The organism is Mesorhizobium sp. M0938, assembly GCF_040319125.1.
Lineage (GTDB): Bacteria > Pseudomonadota > Alphaproteobacteria > Rhizobiales > Rhizobiaceae > Mesorhizobium > Mesorhizobium robiniae.
Genome location: NZ_JAMYNS010000016.1, coordinates 118,427 through 137,517 on the forward strand (window position 1 = coordinate 118,427; position 19,091 = coordinate 137,517).

22 protein-coding genes and 2 pseudogenes are annotated in these 19,091 nt (G+C 59.1%); 6 read left to right on the forward strand and 18 right to left on the reverse strand.

What is annotated here, in order from left to right; genetic code table 11:
* Nucleotides 1–522 precede the first annotated feature (522 nt).
* The 5 genes and pseudogenes from NKH73_RS24960 to NKH73_RS24980 all read left to right on the forward strand — a co-directional run bounded on the left by NKH73_RS24960 (nt 523) and on the right by NKH73_RS24980 (nt 5,215).
* Nucleotides 523–1,740: a cytochrome P450 gene (locus tag NKH73_RS24960; RefSeq protein WP_352937017.1), complete on the forward strand. Its 1,218-nt coding sequence runs from the start codon at nt 523–525 to the stop codon at nt 1,738–1,740.
* A 39-nt stretch (nt 1,741–1,779) separates the two neighbouring features.
* The gene (locus tag NKH73_RS24965; protein ID WP_352937018.1) at nt 1,780–1,971 is read left to right on the forward strand and encodes a ferredoxin; all 192 of its coding nucleotides are present in this window, start codon (nt 1,780–1,782) and stop codon (nt 1,969–1,971) included.
* Nucleotides 1,972–2,316: 345 nt separating this feature from the next.
* A complete protein-coding gene (locus NKH73_RS24970) occupies nt 2,317–2,937 on the forward strand; it encodes a nitrogen fixation protein NifQ (RefSeq protein WP_352937059.1) in 621 nt (206 codons plus the stop codon).
* Between the two features lie 262 nt (nt 2,938–3,199).
* A pseudogene (locus tag NKH73_RS24975) lies at nt 3,200–3,304 on the forward strand (ABC transporter permease); the annotation flags it as partial.
* 564 nt (nt 3,305–3,868) lie between these two features.
* A pseudogene (locus tag NKH73_RS24980) lies at nt 3,869–5,215 on the forward strand (IS5 family transposase).
* Between the two features lie 134 nt (nt 5,216–5,349).
* On the opposite strand, the gene NKH73_RS24985 reads toward NKH73_RS24980, so the two are convergent.
* From NKH73_RS24985 to NKH73_RS25055, 15 genes are all read right to left on the reverse strand, one after another.
* The gene (locus NKH73_RS24985; RefSeq protein ID WP_352872366.1) at nt 5,350–6,018 is read right to left on the reverse strand and encodes a uracil-DNA glycosylase; all 669 of its coding nucleotides are present in this window, start codon (nt 6,016–6,018) and stop codon (nt 5,350–5,352) included.
* Nucleotides 6,015–7,163: a nucleoside triphosphate pyrophosphohydrolase family protein gene (locus NKH73_RS24990; protein ID WP_352872365.1), complete on the reverse strand. Its 1,149-nt coding sequence runs from the start codon at nt 7,161–7,163 to the stop codon at nt 6,015–6,017. The genes NKH73_RS24985 and NKH73_RS24990 overlap by 4 nt, the downstream gene beginning before the upstream one ends.
* A gap of 163 nt (nt 7,164–7,326) precedes the next feature.
* Nucleotides 7,327–7,917, reverse strand: coding sequence for an Nmad2 family putative nucleotide modification protein (locus NKH73_RS24995; protein WP_352937019.1), 591 nt, complete (start codon nt 7,915–7,917; stop codon nt 7,327–7,329).
* A gap of 3 nt (nt 7,918–7,920) precedes the next feature.
* Nucleotides 7,921–8,334 carry a hypothetical protein gene (locus tag NKH73_RS25000; protein ID WP_352937020.1) on the reverse strand — a complete coding sequence of 138 codons (414 nt, stop codon included), beginning with the start codon at nt 8,332–8,334 and terminating at the stop codon, nt 7,921–7,923.
* A gap of 11 nt (nt 8,335–8,345) precedes the next feature.
* Nucleotides 8,346–8,999 (reverse strand): dCTP deaminase, encoded by a 654-nt coding sequence (locus NKH73_RS25005; RefSeq protein ID WP_352872362.1) that lies wholly within the window; start codon nt 8,997–8,999, stop codon nt 8,346–8,348.
* On the reverse strand, nt 9,000–9,536 hold the full coding sequence (locus NKH73_RS25010) for a hypothetical protein (RefSeq protein WP_352872361.1): 537 nt from the start codon (nt 9,534–9,536) through the stop codon (nt 9,000–9,002).
* On the reverse strand, nt 9,517–9,786 hold the full coding sequence (locus tag NKH73_RS25015) for a cell division protein ZapA (protein WP_352872360.1): 270 nt from the start codon (nt 9,784–9,786) through the stop codon (nt 9,517–9,519). Before NKH73_RS25015 ends, NKH73_RS25010 begins: the two co-directional genes overlap by 20 nt.
* A 55-nt stretch (nt 9,787–9,841) precedes the next feature.
* A complete protein-coding gene (locus tag NKH73_RS25020) occupies nt 9,842–10,567 on the reverse strand; it encodes a hypothetical protein (protein ID WP_352872358.1) in 726 nt (241 codons plus the stop codon).
* An 85-nt stretch (nt 10,568–10,652) separates the two neighbouring features.
* A complete protein-coding gene (locus NKH73_RS25025) occupies nt 10,653–11,324 on the reverse strand; it encodes a C1 family peptidase (RefSeq protein WP_352937021.1) in 672 nt (223 codons plus the stop codon).
* Nucleotides 11,324–12,358, reverse strand: coding sequence for an ImmA/IrrE family metallo-endopeptidase (locus tag NKH73_RS25030; RefSeq protein ID WP_352937022.1), 1,035 nt, complete (start codon nt 12,356–12,358; stop codon nt 11,324–11,326). Before NKH73_RS25030 ends, NKH73_RS25025 begins: the two co-directional genes overlap by 1 nt.
* Nucleotides 12,351–12,722, reverse strand: coding sequence for a helix-turn-helix domain-containing protein (locus tag NKH73_RS25035; RefSeq protein WP_352937023.1), 372 nt, complete (start codon nt 12,720–12,722; stop codon nt 12,351–12,353). Before NKH73_RS25035 ends, NKH73_RS25030 begins: the two co-directional genes overlap by 8 nt.
* Nucleotide 12,723: 1 nt before the next feature.
* A complete protein-coding gene (locus NKH73_RS25040) occupies nt 12,724–13,014 on the reverse strand; it encodes a hypothetical protein (protein WP_352713224.1) in 291 nt (96 codons plus the stop codon).
* Between the two features lie 1,067 nt (nt 13,015–14,081).
* The gene (locus tag NKH73_RS25045; protein ID WP_352937024.1) at nt 14,082–14,258 is read right to left on the reverse strand and encodes a hypothetical protein; all 177 of its coding nucleotides are present in this window, start codon (nt 14,256–14,258) and stop codon (nt 14,082–14,084) included.
* Between the two features lie 185 nt (nt 14,259–14,443).
* Nucleotides 14,444–14,839, reverse strand: coding sequence for an XRE family transcriptional regulator (locus NKH73_RS25050; protein ID WP_352872351.1), 396 nt, complete (start codon nt 14,837–14,839; stop codon nt 14,444–14,446).
* Complete coding sequence (locus NKH73_RS25055; RefSeq protein ID WP_352872349.1) at nt 14,839–15,210, reverse strand: type II toxin-antitoxin system RelE/ParE family toxin; 372 nt, start codon at nt 15,208–15,210, stop codon at nt 14,839–14,841. The genes NKH73_RS25050 and NKH73_RS25055 overlap by 1 nt, the downstream gene beginning before the upstream one ends.
* Before the next feature lie 221 nt (nt 15,211–15,431).
* Here NKH73_RS25055 and NKH73_RS25060 point away from each other — a divergent pair, with 221 nt between their 5' ends.
* Entirely contained in the window at nt 15,432–15,641 is a 210-nt protein-coding gene (locus NKH73_RS25060; RefSeq protein ID WP_352937025.1) for a hypothetical protein, read from the forward strand.
* Nucleotides 15,642–15,661: 20 nt separating this feature from the next.
* Here NKH73_RS25060 and NKH73_RS25065 read toward each other — a convergent pair whose 3' ends face one another.
* The 3 genes from NKH73_RS25065 to NKH73_RS25075 form a co-directional block, all read right to left on the reverse strand.
* The gene (locus NKH73_RS25065; RefSeq protein WP_352937026.1) at nt 15,662–16,879 is read right to left on the reverse strand and encodes an MFS transporter; all 1,218 of its coding nucleotides are present in this window, start codon (nt 16,877–16,879) and stop codon (nt 15,662–15,664) included.
* Nucleotides 16,880–16,936: 57 nt separating this feature from the next.
* Nucleotides 16,937–18,373: an RNA polymerase factor sigma-54 gene (rpoN, locus tag NKH73_RS25070; RefSeq protein WP_352937027.1), complete on the reverse strand. Its 1,437-nt coding sequence runs from the start codon at nt 18,371–18,373 to the stop codon at nt 16,937–16,939.
* Between the two features lie 69 nt (nt 18,374–18,442).
* Nucleotides 18,443–18,976, reverse strand: coding sequence for a peroxiredoxin (locus tag NKH73_RS25075; RefSeq protein ID WP_352937028.1), 534 nt, complete (start codon nt 18,974–18,976; stop codon nt 18,443–18,445).
* Nucleotides 18,977–19,091 lie beyond the last annotated feature (115 nt).

Consider the following 19,091-nt stretch of genomic DNA (forward strand, 5'->3'; position numbering starts at 1 on the left):
GCTCAATCCGGGCCGTGCGAGGCGATCTCCTCACTCGTCGACCGGAATGCTGTGCAGCAACAGCCAAGCCGAACAGCCCGATGTCGCGGACTCGACAAATCCGACCACGGCTGTCGGTTGTCGGACGTTGCCCTAAGAATGATGGACAGGTGATCATCAACTTAGCGGCGGCGGCCCAGTTCAGGCTGGCGTCGCTTGGTACAGGCCAGGGGCACGCCTATCCGGCACGCGACTTGCTTTGACAATTTGGCCAGCGGGGTGTCAGCAGTGCGTCACGATCTCAGAGGTGATTGATCGCCTCTCAACCCTAACGGGATAAGCGGCGGCTTTGCTTCTGACGGCAGCGCGGCGGAGATGCCCTTCGGATTGACTTCGCAACCGATCTCATCGCGCTGGCAGTGGGCTGATCGGGCGACAGATCTCGAACGCGCCCGACAAGAGACGTGCTCATGCTGGAAACCGACTTTATCAACAGCGGTGCAATCTCAATCGAGCCATGAACGCCAATGTAGAGAAAACAAAATGGCGACCAACCCCGTTCCAGATCATGTCCCGCCCGAAATGGTGAGGGACTTCAGCCTGTTTACATCGCCAGGGATGCCACCAACACCCAACGGGGATCCACACGCAGCTGTCGCTTGCGTACATGACGGGCCTCCGATCTTTTACTCCCGCTACAACACTCAAGATGGCCGGGGTACCTGGGTCATCACCCGTGCCGCGGACCAGCGGAGGGTGCTGCAGGACGCAGAGACTTTTTCCAGCCATCGCAGCATCTTCTCCTCCATACTGGGTGAAAACTGGCCGACGATCCCGCTTGAGCTTGATCCACCGGCCCATGGCGTCTTTCGCTCACTGCTCAATCCGCTACTTTCGCCAAAGCGGGTGTTGGCTTTGGAACCGGCTGTCCGCGAACGGGCGGTCGAGCTGATCGAAAGGATCGCCGCGTCGGGCACAAGCTGCGACGTGATGAAGGATTTTGCCTTTCCTTTCGCGGTGAGCACCTTTCTTCGCTTTCTGGGGTTGCCTGATGACCGACTCGATACATTCGTCGGCTGGGGGAAAGATCTGCTCCACGGCGACGATAAGGAACGACCTGTGGCTGCCCGGACGATCGTGGCATTCATCGACGAACTTGCAGCCATGCGGCGCGATGAGGGGGTTGACGATTTCATGACCTTTATCGTGCAGGCACAGGTCGAGGGCCGCCGGCTGACGGACACCCAAGTCCGCGGCATCGGCGTGCTTGTCTTCGTCGCTGGGCTCGACACGGTCGCAGCAGCTATAGGCTTTGACTTGGCGTACCTCGCGCGCAACCTCAAAGATCAGCAATTGCTGCGGAGCGAACCGGACCGAATCCCGCTCGCAACCGAAGAATTGCTGCGGGCCTATCCGCCCATTCAGTTGATCCGCGTGGCTACGAAAGATATCGACTTCGAAGGCGCGCCGATCCGGAAGGGGGACTATGTTTCCTGCGCCACGATGATTGCCAATCGTGACCCGGCGGAATTCGAATGCCCCAACACGATCGATTTGGAGCGGGAGGCTAACCGCCACGCAGCGTTTGGCTATGGTCCCCACCGTTGCCTTGGCTCACACCTTGCCCGGCGGGAGATTGTCATTGGCCTGGAGGAGTGGCTGGCGCGCATCCCAACTTTCAGGATCAAGCAGGGTACGGCACCGATAACATCTGGCGGCCATGTGTTCGGGATCGAAAATTTGATCCTGGACTGGTCTTAGGCCCGCCCCGAGCCGGGCACAAACAATGGAGGCAGTGCCATGCGCATCATCGTCCAAAAGGCCAAATGCCAGGGCCACGCGCGATGCGCGGCGCAAGCGCCTGACATCTTCAAACTCGATGATGACGGTTACATCCTGCGTGGTGACATTGAAGTTGCGGAAGGGGAGGAACTGCCTGCATCACGAGGCGTGCGATCCTGTCCTGAACGTGCGCTGGAACTCACTCTCTGACGCTCTGAATCTGATGTCATTCAACCGTGAGTCTGGCGGGCTTGAATGGGGCCGACCATGTGGCCGCACTCAGCACGCGGCGTTTGGCCTGCACGGTCCCACGTCCAACTCTGCGGGGCATTTCCGGCGCCAGTGTTCCCCGTGAGGCGCAAATGGGCAGGGCAGGGGTTCGCGAACACCTCTTCCAATCACAGAATTTGCGTCAGAGCCGATGGACCAGACGAGAATTGCCGAACTACTCGACGCGAGGCGACCCGGAGTGCCATACCGAAGAACTGCCCGACCCATGTTGCGGCAGGGCGGGTCTCTGCATGATTTGATAGGACGAAAGCAGGAGAACGCACCATATTTGCCCAACATTATGCCCGGCTCAGCACCGGCCAATGGCCGCACATTGAGCTGGAGAGGAGGTTCGACCAGCATGTGCTTGCCTGTGTGCTTTCACGTGCGCTCCAGGAGATCCAGGCCGGCGAGGCGACGGCGACGGAGGCAACCGGACTTTCGCGCGCCGAGTTGCGCGATGTCCTGGTCCGCTGTTTCCCTGCTTTTCCTATCAACGCGTTTGCCTTGAAAGAGGTGAGCGAGCCCGAGCCGGATCCGGAGGAAGAACTTCTGCATGGACTGCTGCTGGCGCATGCCCGACCTGGCGACCCGACGAGCGCCCGCTTCGCCAGGATCATCGCCCGGCGTGCCATGCACAATGACCACCTCTGGCAGGACCTTGGCCTTTTTGATCGAACCGACCTCGGCCGCCTGCTCGCCTCGCATTTTCCGACGCTGGCGGCCGGCAACACCCAAAACATGAAATGGAAAAAATACTTTTACCGAAAGCTCTGCGAGGCCGAAGGTTTTTCGCTGTGCAGCGCCCCCAATTGCCTGGAATGCAATGATGTCGAAAGCTGCTTCGGCCCGGAGGAAGGCGAAAGCCGCCTCATACGGATCAAGGACGGCATCGCCTCGGATTGAGAGCCACTTTCGTTACAGCCGCCGCGCTCGCGCCGCGCCATATGTCTCTTGTCGAATGTCGACTGACGCCTTCGGGGATTGAATGCTGTGCCTGCTGTCCGATTACTCGCCATGCTCGCTTCGGAGGGCGCCGTCATGATGGCGGTGCAGGATGCGACCCGCACCATCGCCGCCGAGCAACTGGTGTTCTCCGGGTCGTTGCTGCTCGCCTGCCTGGCGGTTGCGGCGCCTGGGCGGCCGCGGTTCACCGCCGTCATTGCTCGCGCTGGTGCACAGTTTCGCCTCGATCACCCATTGGGGCGGCCAGATTGTCTCCGGCGTCGCCATCAATTTCGTTGCTGCCGGCTCCGCCATAATTCTCGGCCAGGTTCCGGCAGGGCGCGCGCTGGGGTTCCTGGAAGCTTTACGAATTTTCTGGATCCCGCCTCAACCCGAATAGCGTGTGCTTGTTGGACAAATTAGGTTACTGGATTCGGAATTAGGATAGATTCGAGGCTTCGAATTTCTAACGCTCGCGACCTCGCAGGTCGTTCACGTCAGCACGAAGGCGTTTAACTCTACGTGTTGCATTGGCAGCTATGCGCCCTATACTGGACGCCTGGCAGGCTATTTCCAGGTCTTACAAGCGGACGGCAAAAGAGGCACCAGCGAGCCCTGCGCCAAGCGCGTTCTACACCCACGTGACGACGCCGCACTTTGTTTCGGCCCCAGCACGGAGACGCTCGGATCTATCGTACAGTAAGGCGGTTGAGTCGGCCGTGAACTATCCGCAAGCCGTTGATCTGGCATGTTGATTGAGGCGGATAGCGGCTTTTGGATTGCAGGATTAGCGGTTTATGGGGGCTGTTTTCCTGCAATTCGTTTTGCGATTCCCTTGTGCTGCGGAGCGTGATTCACTTGGTTCGGCGGCGGCGAATCGAGGGGACGGCGAATGTCCAGACCACGCGAGAAGCGCGAGACGGGAAAGCAGGATCTGTTCCGCTCCAGGCTCGACCAGATCATCAATATGAAGCACGAGCTGGTGCGGCTGGCGCAGGCGATCGACTGGCCGGTGCTGGAGGAGCGTTTCGGCGCCGTCTATTCGGACGGCCCCGGCATGCCGCCGCTGCCGACCCGGCTGATGGCAGGGCTGGCCATCCTCAAGCACACTTTCAACCTGTCGGATGAGGTGCTGTGCGAGCGCTGGGTGGAGAACCCCCTACTTCCAGTATCTTTGCGGCGAGGAATTCTTCTGCCACGCGCTGCCGTTCGATCGCTCGTCGATGACGCGCTGGCGCAGCCGCATGGGCGAGGAGCGGATCGCGGCGCTCTTGCAGGAAAGCCTCAGCCTCGCGGTCAAGACCGGGGCGATGAAGCCGAACGACACGCGCCAGGTGATCGTCGACACAACCGTGCAGCCGAAGAACGCGATGTTCCCGACCGACGCCAAGCTCATCCACCGGGCGCGCGAGCGGCTGGTGCGGCTGGCCAAGAGGACGGGCTCAATTTGCGCCAGACCTATGTGCGGGTCGGCAAGCTGGCGCTGATCAAGCACCAGCGCTATGCCCACGCCAAGCAGTTCAAGCGGGCCAACAGGGCACTGCGCAGGCTCAAGACCTATCTCGGCCGGACCATTCGCGACATCGGTCGCCAGATTGCCGGCGATGCGGGGCTGGACGCGCTCTTCAAATGGCCGCTCTACCAGGCCGCCACCGTTCTCGAGCAGCGTCAGCGTCAGCGCGGCCGCAAGATCTACAGCCTGCACGCGCACGAGGTGGAATGCATCGGCAAGGGCAAGGCGCACATGCCCTACGAGTTCGGAGTGAAGGTGTCGGTGGCCACCACGCTGAAGCGCTCCAAGGGTGGTCAGTTCGCTCTGCATGCAAAAGCACTGCCCGGCAATCCCTATGACGGCCACACGCTGGCAAGCGTCATCCCCGACATGGAAGAGACCATCGGCAACCAGATCGGCCGCATCCTCGCCGACGCCGGCTATCGCGGCCACAACGCACCCCAGAGCCACAGGTTCAGGGTCTTCACCAGCGGCCAGAAACGCCGCGTCACTCCGGCCATCAAACGCCAGATGCGGCGGCGGTCGGCGGTCGAGCCGGTGATCGGCCACATCAAGGCCGAGCACCGCATGGGCTGCAACTACCTCGCCGGCCAGCACGGCGACGCCGTCAACGCCATCCTGGCCGCCGCCGGCTACAACTTCTCCCTCCTGCTCAGGTGGCTGAAGGTTTTTTTGTCCCTCTTGATCGCTCGGCTTCAACTCCGGCCCAAGCCGCTCGCCGCTTAGGGGCCGGATTGTTCACGGTCGACGGTTGAAGACGCAGGCTCCTCAGCCGGCATGCGGCTCAGGAAGATGCCGGTGCATCGCAGAGCCATGCCGAAGACAAGCAAGCGCCCCACCCTGTAGAGAGAACCAAACGGTTAGAGCAGATGTAACTGGGCTTCCCGAGCGGGCTTAGAGCGGACGCAGTAGAATTCCTCAAGGCGGCCTATAAACTCACTCTGCCCCCCATAGCTAGGGTGACGAACCGCAGTTGCCTCAAGGCCGAGGTCCGCCAAAGCTGCTTGGGCATCGCGTCCAATGGCAACAAGATGTTTCGGCCGTAAGGTGTCGATCAGCGCTTCCAAAATGGGCTTGCACGCCAGTCGCTCGCTACGGGTATGACACCGATTTGTCATCGGCTCATTGGGGCCATGCGGATGAAACGGAAAGACGTTCCAGAGAAAGATCGGTTGTTCGATTGAACGCAGCATCTGCCACACAACGGTAGCGGTGCGCTCGGCCACGGGGGGGCCTTTGGTCGCTCTCATAAGTGGTTCGGTACCGAGAAGTTCTGCGTGCCAATCAAGATGCGCTTCGTCAGTTAATGCCAGGCCCGTTCGGCGGCCACCCCGATAGCCAAGATCTCGAGCAATCCAGAAGGACTGAACCCCCCTCTCGATTGCTGCATTTAAGACGGCTTGCAGGTTCCGACGGCGGACGGCTGGCGCATCTTTGGCGTCACACTCTGGGCACGCGTCGGCGTAGGGATTGAACGCGTTGGCAAAATGGTAGGACGCGAGTTCTTCGACAAAGTCAGCTGGTTTCATGGCGCAAGCTCCTCCACCATCATATCACGTTTGTCTAGATCAAGGATGAGGCGCCCACGTCGATACTGGCGCAAAAAGCGATAGGCGGCGTTTCCTTTCAGGATCGCTTCTTCCCAAAGCCACAGCGGGCACTGCTCCGCTTCAAAACCTTGGACGAAACTCCTCACGGTCTTCAGGAGGTTGAAATCAACCTCATCGCGTCCCTCGAAGAACTGATGTTCCTTGGCTCTCGCGAAAACGTAGGCCGCAACACCTTCTTCGAGAATAATCGCGCGGGCACCGTCCTCACCGTCATCGACTTTGGTCTTGCTCTTTCGTTTGAGCTTCAATAGAGCCCGAGTTACCGGCGACCAACCGAGGACGGCTGCATAGGCATAGTGAAAAGCGTCGTGAAAGCGATAGAAGTCTTCCACGACACTATTATCAGTCAGGCGGTCCCCGATATTGACGCCGTTGCAACGCTGATAGACGTATTGTTTGGAGCCAGAATTGCGCTCGAAAATCTCAATCGCGAGCTTTCGAGGCAGCTGCTCCTCAGAGGGGAATTCCAGATCAAACAGCGGAGGCGGAATGCGGTCCGTTGGCCAGCGATCCTGCGCCTTCCGCAGATTGTGAACCGCCGCGTCTCCCAAGGTCACGCCTGCCTCGTTGGCCGCGTGCACCAAATTGCGGAAAATGATCTTGAGCTTTTGTGCAAAAGCGGTTGGGTCAACGTATGATAGGGCTTCACCGTCGCTATTGGTAAGATTGCCTACCGAATTAGCCAGTTTCAGAAGCGTTCGTGCGAATTCCGTCGTGGGCGCTGCAAGGTTAAGCGTCTGTTGCGGTTGCAGATTGACGAAGCGAAGCGCCTCGGCGGAGCCGGATTCGAATTCCTCCGCAATATCAGCTAGCCGGATATTGGCATGGGCTGCAATAACCGCGAGGTACCAAAGCGCATCACCGAACTCCTCGATGACACCGCTTTCGTACGAGTCGTAGGCCTTGGAGTCTCGCTGCTTCTTTTTCACCTCGCTAAGGAGACTGCCGGTTTCACCAAACAGTCCGAGGATTGGCAGGCTCAAATTTCTGGATTTCAGGCCTGTTCGATCCGTCTTGACCGCTAAATCTTGATATTCGTTTAGTGATAGAGTTGATCCATCCATCGCGAATCCCCCGCCAGACCAGATTGCCAGATGATCGCAGCGTAAGGAATCACAGAGGCGGAACTTCGGCGGGCTGTTGCTTGTCGGTAACAGGCAGTTCGGGGCGGTACGCTCGGTTGATCAGAGAACCGCAGTTGCGCTGAAGGCGCCAAACGCTTCAGCGTCACCAATGCCCAGGCTCATCGACATACCCGCGCTCGGGCAACGTCTCCAGCCAACCCCCTATAGCGGCTCGCTGTCCGTCGGAAAATTGGCATTTGTGGTATGGCCCTTTTTTGATCAGAAAACGCACGTGCTCCGGGATAATTGGAGCCGATTTCCCGAAATAAGCGAAGTCGGTCGCAAGCATGACCTTTTCCGTCTTACCGGTATCGCGTTCCCTGTTTCCGACACTCAGACTGCCATCGTCTTCGCTATGGAAAGAGTCGATCTGCTGGAATGTGCCGTCGTTCCCGGTGTGGTAGATGTTGTCGCCATAGCGATGCATCATGTTGCCGTCCATGTTTGGCTTTTTGCGCGCGAAGCGCGGATCTGACCAATAGCCGTCGAAGGAGGTGATTTCCGATATTCGCATCCAGTAGACGAGGCGGTCAGTAGCCTGCAGGTCCGTCGAGCCTGTTCCGACTATGAGGTCGCCTGCGCTCGCAAATTTTCGAATCATCGGCTTGCAATTTGCTAGCGTACATACGCCCCAGAAGGGGTTCGGCGCAAAGCCAAGGTCATGTTCGACGACGTAGGAGTAGATTCGGGTCACGGCTCAGCACTTATTGCGTTTGATGCGAGGTTTTGACCTTTGCTCCCCGCCCGGCTGTTCCCAGACATCCGTCTCGCCCTTAAGCGTCGGGGTCAAGACTTTGGAATCGCTGTCAACTGTGGTGGCGTATTTTCCGATCGATTCGGGGACACGGCCTGGATCCTCGTCCGCGCGCAACCAAATTGCCACGACCCGAATGCCGGCGCCGGCAAAGGCCATCGTCCGAGCATCAATGGTACCGCCGTCTTCTGGCGCGGCCGGAAGCCCGATGACGCCGATGTCAGTGTGCGGGTCGATCGAGGAAACAGCGTACGGAACATCGTATCGTGGATTGTATCCTGCCGCTTGCAGGATCGCCTCGATTTTTGCGCGGTCGTCGTTATTGAGGTGTTCGTTGAAAACGTAAGCGTCTGCCATTCACGATCCTCCTAAGGCTTTAAAGCCATGCTCGCAATGACGCCGGATATCGCAGCAACCGCGACGCCGCCAGCAAGTGTCAGTATACCGAGTGCGTAGGAAATGCGTCGCTCGATTTGATCCATCCTTTTGTTGATCGAGTTGAGCGATGCGGTCTCGGTCGGGAGTAACCCCATCAGAGTCGTGTCGATCCCGCGAAATCCGGGTTTTTTCCGGGCATATTGTTCCGTCGCGCCATCGAGACGCGCAAACCAGATCAGGAAAGCGTCTTGGTCGCACCGCACCGTCACTGTCTGCGGCCCCGCGTTAAAAATAGCGAACAGAAGCTTTCCCTTGTAGCCCGGATCGACATGAAATCCGCTTACATTCACAAGACCGCTATTTTTTAGCGTACTCTTCATGTTGATGAAGCCGAGGATATCATGCGGGAGTGTTACGAACTCTCGCGTGGTCAAATAGGCGAACTGCCCGGGCGGTATCACGATAGGCGCCTTGTGCTCTAAGCGTTCAACCAGGCCCGGCTTGCGGGTGTCTCGACCTTCGGGGCTGATGAAAGCCTCGTCACCGATCCGCAGAGTATAGGCCGCGCAATCGACCCGCTGCGGGTCGAATGGCGCAATCCAGCCGCCGCCATGTTCAGCGATGAGGTCACCCGATAGAAACATCTACGTCTCCTGTGCGTAAACCTGCCTGCGCGCAAGCTGTCGTCGACGATCGTCTACGAGAGCGTCGAGATCAAAGCCAGCCGCTTTCGCGCTGCACACGATCCACTCTGAAAGCGCGGCGTTTGCGGCAAGGGCGATCGCACGGAATTCCTCGAGATGATCAATCTTCTCGCATGCGTCGGCGAAACGTCCAGCGTGGTCGGTAAAGTCGAGGTCGGAGATCGCATCCCCGATCAATCCTCCTGTTCCTACGTCCGGCAACGCTTGGTTCAGCGCATTTGCAGCGCTCAGCGCAACTAGAAACGCGTCGACAAGTGTTTCCCTTCTGGTTTTGACTTCGGCATCACCCCGAGCAAACCGCCCTGCGTATTTCGCGAAATGCAAACCGTAATGCTTCAGCCGATCCAGGCGCGACATCGACAATATGTCGAAATGATTGTGCAAATCGTGCTCATGCTGTGCTCGCTGTCGCGTCCGCATCGAAATGCGGGGTTCCTTCGGGCTTGCTTGTCGATTCTTATCTGTGATCGGCGCCATCGTTGAAGCCCGCCTCCGCCTGCTCAAGTTGCTCATATGCCAGGATGCCAGCCATCAGCATGGCCTGGATCGGCTCGATTTCCGCGGAGACCGCTTTAGTCACTTCGCCAGCGTCATTTTCAAAGCGCTTGGCAAGCCGACGAGCCTTTTCCTCTTCTCCCTCGATACATCCGATAACGATGCGTTGGCCGAGAAAGTCGACTTCGATCTGTCCGATACCCTCAAAGGCCGGGAGCTTTGCGTCGTTCATAGAATCAATCCTTTTTTTATTGCAGCGCTCGCAGATTTCGTCCAGGGGCGCAGATTTATCGAGCGCCAACCAGATGTTGCACACTGCTGCGGCTCGACGAGGCAGTCAGGGCAGTTGGATCGTCGCAAGCTGTTATCAGATCGAAAACCTCGCCACGTTGCAGGTCTGGATCGAGGCACGCATGCGTGGACTGGATTGTCAGCGTCCCAATGTCAAAACCCGTTTCATTGGCGATGAACTGCAGCAGGCGGCCGAGGCCAATGAGATTACCAAGCGTGCGCTGGACGTAGTAGTGGTTGCGATAGACGGCCATCATGCTGAGCCGCCACATATGTCCCTCGCGCTCGGGCTTCAGCTCGATGAAGCTCAAGCATTGCCGGTTCATTTTCTTGCGCAGATCGCGAGCCGGATCGAAGAGTGCGATCTCTGTCACGTTGCCGAAGAACTTCGCTTCTCCGCTTCTCATCGCCCGGAGCGTATCGATATTCGCGGAAAGCTGATTGACGGTTCCCGCACCCTTGCCACTACCGGTCGGCCAGGCGACCATACGCTGAAAATAGCGACCCCACTCGCCCTGACGATGCATGCGGCGCTCGTAGATCTGCATGTAGCGCTTCGTCAGCGCATCGATGCCGTCGCCTCTATCAAGGGCGGCGGGGAAGATCGTATTTGCGACCGTGCTGACGCCGCATTTGTCATGATCGCGCAGGAACGCGTCGACCTGACACACAATCTCGTCCTCCCCCGGCGAAAATCCGGTCGGATCTTCGATATGGAGCATAAGCCCGTGTTGATCACCGTCGGCCTTAAGCCGGAGGGCAGCTCTAACCCATGCGGAGACGGGAGTGGGTGCGGGCGTCATGGGATTATACATCGTCGGATGCTCCATCTTGGATGACGAAGGCGCCGGCAAAGCGGCGGGTGAGGTAGGTTTCGGATAACCAAGCGTAGCCTGCCCATCCCCATCCCAGTCCCCAGGAGTTGCGGACCAGAAAATGCGATACGCCATTAACGTAGCCGTGTCCGGCTAGGACGACCGCATGCGCCAGTGCAGGATCGATCGGAATATGATCCTCCGCCATCAGCGCCTCCGGTCCGATGAACCGTGCCGCCCGGTAAAACGCGGGCGAAATGAACAATGCGATGACGACAGGTGAGCCCGAATCGATCTCAGAGCGCCAGCGATCAGCATCGCTGCTGCGTTGGCCGGTATCGCAGCGGACGACGACTGGGCGTTGGCCGGGCGGCTGATAGGGATTGGGGCAAACGTCGCGACCTTGGTAAGGCCAGAACACCTCATCCGGTTGACCGTCATTCAAGATCGCCACACAGGTCGCTTCAATCGTCGAACCTTGGTCCGGCTGCAACCCGTCACGTCGCGTTGCGTGGTAATAGAGCCATTCAGGAGACAACTGGCTTGGGTGCTTATGCGCCGCACGGTGGGTCGCACTCGCCGCGAAAGACAGGCAGGTTGGGCGGCGGCCTTGATCGCGGGCCGGCTCAAGCCTCTTTCTCAGATCAGCGACGACATTCAACATCAGCGCGCACCGCCCGCGTGTTTGAACGAGGGGCGAAACAGTCCTGCATCGTGCGAATAGACAGGCCTGTAGTCGAACGACCAGCGTTTGGGATCGTCCTCCGGAGCCCACTGTCGGCGCTCCCACAAAGTATAGACACCGTGCACGGTCGCGTCGGACGCACGCGCGAGCACATGTCGGATCGTCGGAGCCCCAACGACCCCTTCGGCAACCTGTTCGCGACCATCTTTGAGTATCGCGAAACCAGCCATTTCCAGTTCGTCGAAATTCCAGACGTACCCGGCGTTACTGTCTTCTCGCAGCTTGACCACGAACAAGTCGTCCCGACCGGCTTCGATCACCGTACCCTCGTCTCGCTCCGTCAGGTGCCACACATCGATGTTTTGCGTGGACCCAATTGGATAGTCGGGCACGAGTGCACGCTTGATCGTCGCTGGTTGCGCTTTAACAAGCTGCTTCCGGATTCCGGTTGCAATAACCCTGTTGCGCACTAGCGCGTAGAGTGTCGCGCGATAGCTTGCGCCAACGCGCAATGCCATTTGGTAGACGATGTTAGCATTCTGAAGATGCTGCGGCGTCCAATGGTGACGCTGCATGAGTGCCGTAATCAGCCAGTCAGGCACGAGGAAGTATGACGCGAAAGCATCGGCTTCTTGCTCGGCGGGTGGAAGGTTGATGTAGTCCCGAGCATGATCCGGCGACCGGCGCAGAATACTATCATCGTCCGCATGGGGATCATGGTTCAGCACATGGTGTCCAAGCTCGTGGGCCGCGGTGAAGCGCTGTTGGCCAAGCGGACGACGCGTCGTCAGAATGATCCCTGGATTGCCTGGATTGCCCCCCTCGCGCAGATAAGCCCCCAAGAGCGGTTCAAGCTTCCGGAAAAGCAAGGGGACATTCTGTCTGTAAATCGAGCCGAATACGTCCACGCGATGCCCTCGCGCGGCGCCTTGATCCAGGCCGAGGTCGCGCTGAAGGCGAAGCGCTGCCCGCATGCCCTTCAGGACTGCGTCGCGCGTGGGCGCCCTAGCCATTCTTGGTCACCTTCGAACGGGAGCGCAGGAATTCCGCAAAGCTTGCCAGCTCACCTCTGTCGTTGTCTGACAGATCGCTCACGGTGCGTGCCAGGAATGCGACGTCTTCGGGCACGTGCTGCTCGGATTCGCCGGTAAACCAGGACGTGGGCCGCTCGTAGAGAGCGGCTAGGCTTTTCATTTCAAGGGCGCCGACACCCCTCTTGCCTGCCTCCATTTCCGAAATTGCCGAGCGCCGGACGTTCAGATGGTTCGCCGCTTCTTCTTGTGTGATGCCCACATATTCACGCGCGTCCTTGAGGCGCTTGCCGAGTTGAACGGCCTCGGGGTTTGGACCGGCAAATCCAACAGGGGTCCGTGCCATATTACACCTCCTCGCTTTCATGCTGGCTCACTCTCCACGCCTCACGACATGTCTCCATGACGGTCACTACGCAGTGTTCGACACTACGGAAGCCACCAGCTGGCATTACGTCGTCCGGAAGATTGAGTGCGAACTCTTCCTCGATACGCAAAACAACCCGGACCATCACCAGCGAGTCAACCGCAGGCTCCCATGCCGCGCGTGGAGCAGGACGGTCATTGATAGCCGTACTGATTTCATTTCGGATTGCGTCTTCAAACGCTCTAGCAGGGAACATGATGATACCTCGCATGTCCATTTATCCGACTCAAATCTAGCACATGTCTGAAAAACAGACAACATGGCGGTGCACAACGCGGCTGATTTAAGTTTCCTCCGACCCTACAGCCCCGCGGCGATGGCAGCTTTTCTAGTTTGGGAAATTCAAAGCAGATTGACCGCTTGCGGCCCAGCCTGCGAACCTGGGCGTTGGAGCTGAAAGATCGGCTCGGCTTCAAGCGAGCGGCCGTAGCTGCGCGGCGACAATCAAGGTGAGGTGCGCCAGGCCAAGCTGGCGAGTTCCAGCCGGTGCGAGTCGGGCCCGGGTAAGGAATAGCGCCCGCCCGGTAGGTGAGTGTTGCGGCGTGGGAGGTGACGACCACGGCGAAGCGTACACAGCAATTATGCGGGGTGTGGGAGTGAGCCACGATAGTGATAAGATTGCAGGGGCCGAGACGTTCTCATCCGTCGAAGGCAATATGTGCGGAGCCGATAAGCGGGGCACCGCGGCCCTGCCGGGGTCTAGGGCCACATCACGTATGAAAGGAACGCGTCGGAACCTGGGAGATCTCCTGCCCGGCAGGGCGGCGTCAAGCCGCACCGGTCCGCATCGGGAAGGCGAGGAGCCGTAGCCGATGATGAACGGACAGGAGAAGTCTGACTCCGGCATAGTAGCCGTGAAGCCGACGAACAAAGCCGGACAACCGGCAGCGGAGTTGGTGGAGCCAAGGCCGGGGACGAAGGGGAACGCGGAACAGCAACGCATGCACCGGACACAGAGTCGGGCTCGCATGTCCCAGTCGTTGGACCGCGTACGGAAAGCCGAAAGGCTGAGGAAGAAGGAACGGTTCACCGCGCTCTTCCACCATATCAATGTCGACACGCTTCGGACGGCGTTCTACGCTCAGGCGCAAGGATAGAGAAACTGTTGCGTGTGGCCCTGCACTGGTCGAGGAAGAAGAAGTCGTCGTCACCGATCAGGTTGAGCTTACGGCAGAGGTCGAGCAGCTCGGCGTCCTTGAGGTCGAGGAGCGTGTCCTCTCGAAGGACTTGTCGTCGAGAATCTGAGGGACGACGTTGATGCCGAACCGTCGCACCTTGTCACGCAGTTCCACCACGGCCGTTCCAAACGTAGTTGATGGCTGCGTCGAACAGACCGCTGACGACGGCGACACACATTTTGACGATCCGCTCATCGCGCAGGTGCGGAGGGATCTTCTTGATCAGGCGTGGGAGCTGGGACCAAGCATGGGCGATCTGGTCGTCCTCGGCGAGCACATTGCGGGGACTCCCAACGCGGCGGTAAGTTGGGCTAGCATGGGCCAGGAGAGAGGGGTCACGTCGGGCAGTGTGACGGCGGGCAGGTCGGTCTTTGGCTTAACTAGGACGTTGCTCATACCTACTCCTTGCATCGACGAGACCATCTCGCCCCATCGGTAGTCTTTAGCCGAAACAGAGTGAGGTCAGCCGGCGCGTGCGGCTTTTGTGCGATTACGTCCACCTGCCGCTCTTTTAACGCTACGCACGGAGACGGCTTTGGGAGCCACGACGTCGCCGAGCCGCTCTATATGGAGGGGCGCGCGTGAGGGAAGGCGAACGACGAGTTCGAGTTGCCCCCCGATCGCCTCGACGTAGCTTTTAAGAGTAGACAAGTACATGTCGGCTTGTTTCTCGATCTTCGAGACCGAAGGCTGCTTGATCTTGAGGACCGAAGCGATTTCGGCCTGGGCCTTTCCAGCGGCACGCCGCAAATCGCCGAGACTCTCGACTTCTCCCCTCAACTCTTCGAAACGCGCGTCGACCCGCTCCCGACGATCCTCGGGGAGCGCAGCGATTAGGTCGTCAAGCTTGCGTCCCATCACTTCTTCTCCTTCTTCGCCGCCGCCAAACGGTCGAGATGCCCTTGATAGCGCTTGTCCGCCTTGGCGATCAGACTTTTGTAGAAGCGCTTCTCACTCACGCCCGACTTATCGCCGGCGACGAGCAGGATCGCCTTCCGCTTCCGGTCGAATGCGAACGCAACCCGCCAGACACCATCATCAGCGTCGAAGCGAAGTTCTTTCATGTTCGCGAACGACGAGCCATTCAAGGTATCCGCATGCGGTCGCCCCAGCTGGGGCCCGAACACACCGAGCAGCTTAGCCGAGGCCAATAGCTCATCTTGGACTGTCTGGTGCAACGCCTCGAACTCCCCGTCGAACTCATCGCCAAAAACGACTTCCCAAGTCATATATAGCTCCTAGGCTATGTGGTCAACATCATCAAGCTGCCGAACGATAGTCTGCGGCTGAAACAAGGTACGCGCGGTCGACGGTAATCCGGCCGCCGTTGATACGACTGGCAATTCGCGACCTGTCTGCGCTATCGAGCGGCATCGTCACCGGCGTTCCGACGGGCATGGCCGGCGCGTAGCTGTCGCTTGCTCAGAATTGCCGGCTTGTCGTGAAGGACATGACCGCCAGCAAGCGTTCCATCGCGCCGGCAGCGCTCACCGTCGCCAAATTGGAAACCGGTGCCGGCCAGGTCCACGTGGTCCACGTGTCTGGCGGGGAAAGTCGCCATGGCTTGGAGGTGAAGCCGGCGAGGCGCTTCCGCTGGTCCATGCAAGCGGAGGATCGCGCCGCGCCGTGCATCGCATCTCTCGTCCCGCTGCGCTGCTGAGATCTCTCCTGTCAGGCGGTCTAGGTTTCGCGCTTCGGGCCGAGCAGGAGCACTATGAGGGCAGCGACGAACGTGGCAACAGCACTGTAGGCAATGGCGCTGGTAATCCCCGCATTCTCCACCAATAGTCCGCCGAAAATCGCGCCGGCTGCGATTGCCACTTGGAATACTGTGACCAGCAGCACACCGGCGCTTTGGGCCTGCTCGGGAGCGGCCCTCCGTACCATCCACGTCTGCAATCCCACTGGCACCGCGCCGAAGGCAAACCCCCACGCGGCAACAGCAATCGCCGAGGCCAAGGCCGATGCTCCCGCCGTCAGCAGCGAAACAGCGGCTATCGCTATGAGCAGCGGTGCAAGGGCCGCGACTGCCTTGAGACTGTACTCGGCCAGAAGCCCGCCGGCCAAATTGCCGAAGAATCCGCCGATGCCAAAAGCCAGCAACACAAGCGAGATCGTCTCGACATCCAGCGCGGGAATCTTCTCAAGGAAGGCGCGGATATAGGTGATTCCGGCGAAGTGGCCGGAAGCGACCAGCAGGACAACCAAGAGCGCAACCTTGACCATCGGAATCTTGGCCACATCCAGCAGGCTGCGGAAGCTAGCCACTCCAATCGGAGGCAGTCTCGGAATGGTTATGAGTTGCACGAGCAGTGTAGCGGCGCCGCCGGCTGCGGCGAGCATGAAGGCGCTTCGCCATCCCCAAATATCGCCGACATAAGCGCCGATTGGAGCTGCGCAGACGGTAGCTACGGAAACGCCGGTGAGGATGATCGACATGGCGCGCGGCAGGAGGTAGCTTGGAACGAGCCGCATCGCCAGTGCTGCCGACATCGACCAGAAGCCTCCGAGCGCTATGCCGAGCACGACGCGTGCAGTCAGGAGAGCCGCCAGCGACCACGCGCCGGCCGCCAGAACGTCCGACAGGATCAGCAGCACCGTCATGGTCCACATGACGGTCCTGCGGTCCAGGCGCTTTGTGATAATGGCCACAGTCGGCGCCGAGATCGCCCCGACGATAGCTGTCGCCGTCATCGCCTGTCCAGCCGCTCCCTCGCTGATACCGAGATCGTGCGCGAGGGGCGTGAGCAGGCTGACAGGCAGAAACTCTGCCGTGACCAGCCCGAAAGTGCCCAAGGAAAGCGAAATGACGGCACCCCATGCGGGACCAGACGGTGGGACGGGCTTTTCTGGGTCGTGCAGAACAGCGTCCATGACGCCTGCTGCGGATCGGGTCATGAACGAAGTCTCCACTTTGATGCAATGCAACGTGATGTTGGCTGCCTTGACCCAAATCTAAAAACACAAGCGCATTTCCCGGCGGCGTTGCACGGAGGAGGGGATGTTCATTGCTTCGCGATATTTTGTGACGGTGCGGCGCGCAACATCGATGCCGGTTTCCTTCAGCCGGACAGCGATGTCCTCGTCGGAAAGCACGCCGCCGGGAGATTCTGCGGCAATCATCGCTTTGATCCGATGCCGGACAGCTTCGGCGGAGTGCGCATCGCCGCCTTGGCAGGACGCGATCGCGACGGTGAAAAAATACTTCAGTTCAAAGACTCCGCGCGGGGTAAGCATGTACTTGTTCGAGGTCACCCGGCTTACTGTCGACTCGTGCACGCCGATCGCGTCAGCGACGGTTCTAAGATTGAGAGGCCGCAGGTGGGTGACGCCATGTTCCAAAAAGGCATCCTGCTGACGCACGATTTCAGCCGCAACCTTAACAATCGTCTTGGCGCGCTGATCGAGGCTGCGGATTAGCCAGTTCGCGTTTTGCAAGCATTCGTCGAGAAATGCTTGATCTTTCGAGTTTTGGGCAGTTTGACGCGTGACTTCGGCATAGTAGGTTTGGTTGATCAGCAGCTTTGGCAGCGTGGCGGGATCAAGTTCGATCTGCCACCCGCCTTGCGGCGAGGGCGTGACCCAGACGTCGGGTATGATTGATTCAGACGCACCGGATTCGAATCTGTTCCCAGGCTTGGGATCGAGCGCCCGAATTTCATGCATCATGTCGAGAAGGTCTTCTTCATCGACGCCGCAATGCTGCTTCAGCGCCTCAAAATCGCGTCGTGCAAGCATTTCAAGATGGGCAACCAAAGCTGCCATTGCCGGATCGAGCCGGTTTCGCTGGCGCAATTGGATCTCAAGGCATTCTCTGAGACTTCGCGCAAAAACTCCCGGTGGATCAAATTGCTGCAAGGTTCCGAGAACCCGTTCCACAACAGCCTCATGGACATTCAGGCTCTCGGCCAGCTCCAAAAGGTTTGCCCGAAGGTAGCCAGTGTCTTCCAGATCGGCGGCAAGCTGGCCAGCGATCAGCCGCTCCTGTGGTGTGAACGCAGTGAGGGCGATCTGACGAGCGACATGGTCGTGCAATGTTTCGGCGAGGGTGGCATACTCGTCGAGGGAAGGGCCATTGCCGGGCGGGTTGTTGGTCGTGTTGCGAAGTGATTTCCATTGCCCGAGCCGTTCAGGCGACCCTGCCCCGGTCGGTCCTTCAACGGCGTTTGTGCCAGGGCCGACAGGCTGATCCGCTCCCGAAATCGAAACGTCGTCAAAAGGCCCGCCATCGCTTGATGCAGATTCCAAGAGCGGGTTCTTCTCGATTTCCCGCTCCACGAACTGATGCAGTTCAGTATGCGCCAGTTGCAGCAAGCGAATCGACTCAATGAGTTGAGGCGATGCCACCATGGATTGCTTCTGGCGTTGAAGCAGGCTTGCTGAGGATTGCATGGTGAGCGCGATAATCCTGTCGAGGAGCCTCTTGGGGCCGGCAATGGCACCAGTGAGACATTTTCTAGGTCAAGCGGCGGCTTTCAGCGTTTCGAGAACGTTTTGCGGGGATGAGACGCCATACGGGTCGGCCTCGCAGTTGTCGGAGAAACCTTCCTCCTCGAACCAGTGCTCCACCACGCCATTGTTGATCAGGGCGGCGTAGCGCCAGGAGCGCATCCCGAAGCCGAGATTGTCCTTGGCGACCAGCATGCCCATTTTGCGTGTGAACTCGCCTGAGCCATCGGGGATGAGCTCGACCTGCTTCAGGCCCAAGGACTTCCCCCATGCATTCATGACGAAGGCGTCGTTGACTGAGAGGCAGTAAATCGCGTCAATTCCCTGCTTCACAAACTCATCGTAGAGCTCTTCGAACTTGGGTAATTGGTATGTCGAGCAGGTCGGGGTGAAGGCGCCAGGCAGCGAGAACAGGATGACCCGCTTGCCGGCAAAGTAGTCGTCAGATGTCTTTTCTTCCCAGCGATATGGATTTGGCCCCTGGACTGACTTATCGTGAACGCGCGTGAGAAAGGTGACGAAGGGAACTTTCTTTTGAACTGTCATCAAGTTGCTCCTAAAGAAGAAAACTGCCGTTGAATTCTGGCATAGGCTGGCGCAATTCCGAGCAGAGGCTCGTATGCTCGGGCACGGAATGAGGGCCTCGGCGGCTCGCAACTTC

Bases quoted from the DNA above. Each gene is read 5' to 3' on its own strand.
- NKH73_RS24960 (WP_352937017.1), top strand. From the start codon at position 523: ATGGCGACCAACCCCGTTCCAGATCATGTCCCGCCCGAAATGGTGAGG.
- NKH73_RS24965 (WP_352937018.1), top strand. From the start codon at position 1,780: ATGCGCATCATCGTCCAAAAGGCCAAATGCCAGGGCCACGCGCGATGC.
- NKH73_RS24985 (WP_352872366.1), bottom strand. From the start codon at position 6,018: ATGAAACCAGCTGACTTTGTCGAAGAACTCGCGTCCTACCATTTTGCC.
- NKH73_RS24990 (WP_352872365.1), bottom strand. From the start codon at position 7,163: ATGGATGGATCAACTCTATCACTAAACGAATATCAAGATTTAGCGGTC.
- NKH73_RS25000 (WP_352937020.1), bottom strand. From the start codon at position 8,334: ATGGCAGACGCTTACGTTTTCAACGAACACCTCAATAACGACGACCGC.
- NKH73_RS25005 (WP_352872362.1), bottom strand. From the start codon at position 8,999: ATGTTTCTATCGGGTGACCTCATCGCTGAACATGGCGGCGGCTGGATT.
- NKH73_RS25010 (WP_352872361.1), bottom strand. From the start codon at position 9,536: ATGGCGCCGATCACAGATAAGAATCGACAAGCAAGCCCGAAGGAACCC.
- NKH73_RS25015 (WP_352872360.1), bottom strand. From the start codon at position 9,786: ATGAACGACGCAAAGCTCCCGGCCTTTGAGGGTATCGGACAGATCGAA.
- NKH73_RS25020 (WP_352872358.1), bottom strand. From the start codon at position 10,567: ATGCTCCATATCGAAGATCCGACCGGATTTTCGCCGGGGGAGGACGAG.
- NKH73_RS25025 (WP_352937021.1), bottom strand. From the start codon at position 11,324: ATGTTGAATGTCGTCGCTGATCTGAGAAAGAGGCTTGAGCCGGCCCGC.
- NKH73_RS25030 (WP_352937022.1), bottom strand. From the start codon at position 12,358: ATGGCTAGGGCGCCCACGCGCGACGCAGTCCTGAAGGGCATGCGGGCA.
- NKH73_RS25035 (WP_352937023.1), bottom strand. From the start codon at position 12,722: ATGGCACGGACCCCTGTTGGATTTGCCGGTCCAAACCCCGAGGCCGTT.
- NKH73_RS25040 (WP_352713224.1), bottom strand. From the start codon at position 13,014: ATGCGAGGTATCATCATGTTCCCTGCTAGAGCGTTTGAAGACGCAATC.
- NKH73_RS25050 (WP_352872351.1), bottom strand. From the start codon at position 14,839: ATGGGACGCAAGCTTGACGACCTAATCGCTGCGCTCCCCGAGGATCGT.
- NKH73_RS25055 (WP_352872349.1), bottom strand. From the start codon at position 15,210: ATGACTTGGGAAGTCGTTTTTGGCGATGAGTTCGACGGGGAGTTCGAG.
- NKH73_RS25060 (WP_352937025.1), top strand. From the start codon at position 15,432: ATGACCGCCAGCAAGCGTTCCATCGCGCCGGCAGCGCTCACCGTCGCC.
- NKH73_RS25065 (WP_352937026.1), bottom strand. From the start codon at position 16,879: ATGACCCGATCCGCAGCAGGCGTCATGGACGCTGTTCTGCACGACCCA.
- rpoN (WP_352937027.1), bottom strand. From the start codon at position 18,373: ATGCAATCCTCAGCAAGCCTGCTTCAACGCCAGAAGCAATCCATGGTG.
- NKH73_RS25075 (WP_352937028.1), bottom strand. From the start codon at position 18,976: ATGACAGTTCAAAAGAAAGTTCCCTTCGTCACCTTTCTCACGCGCGTT.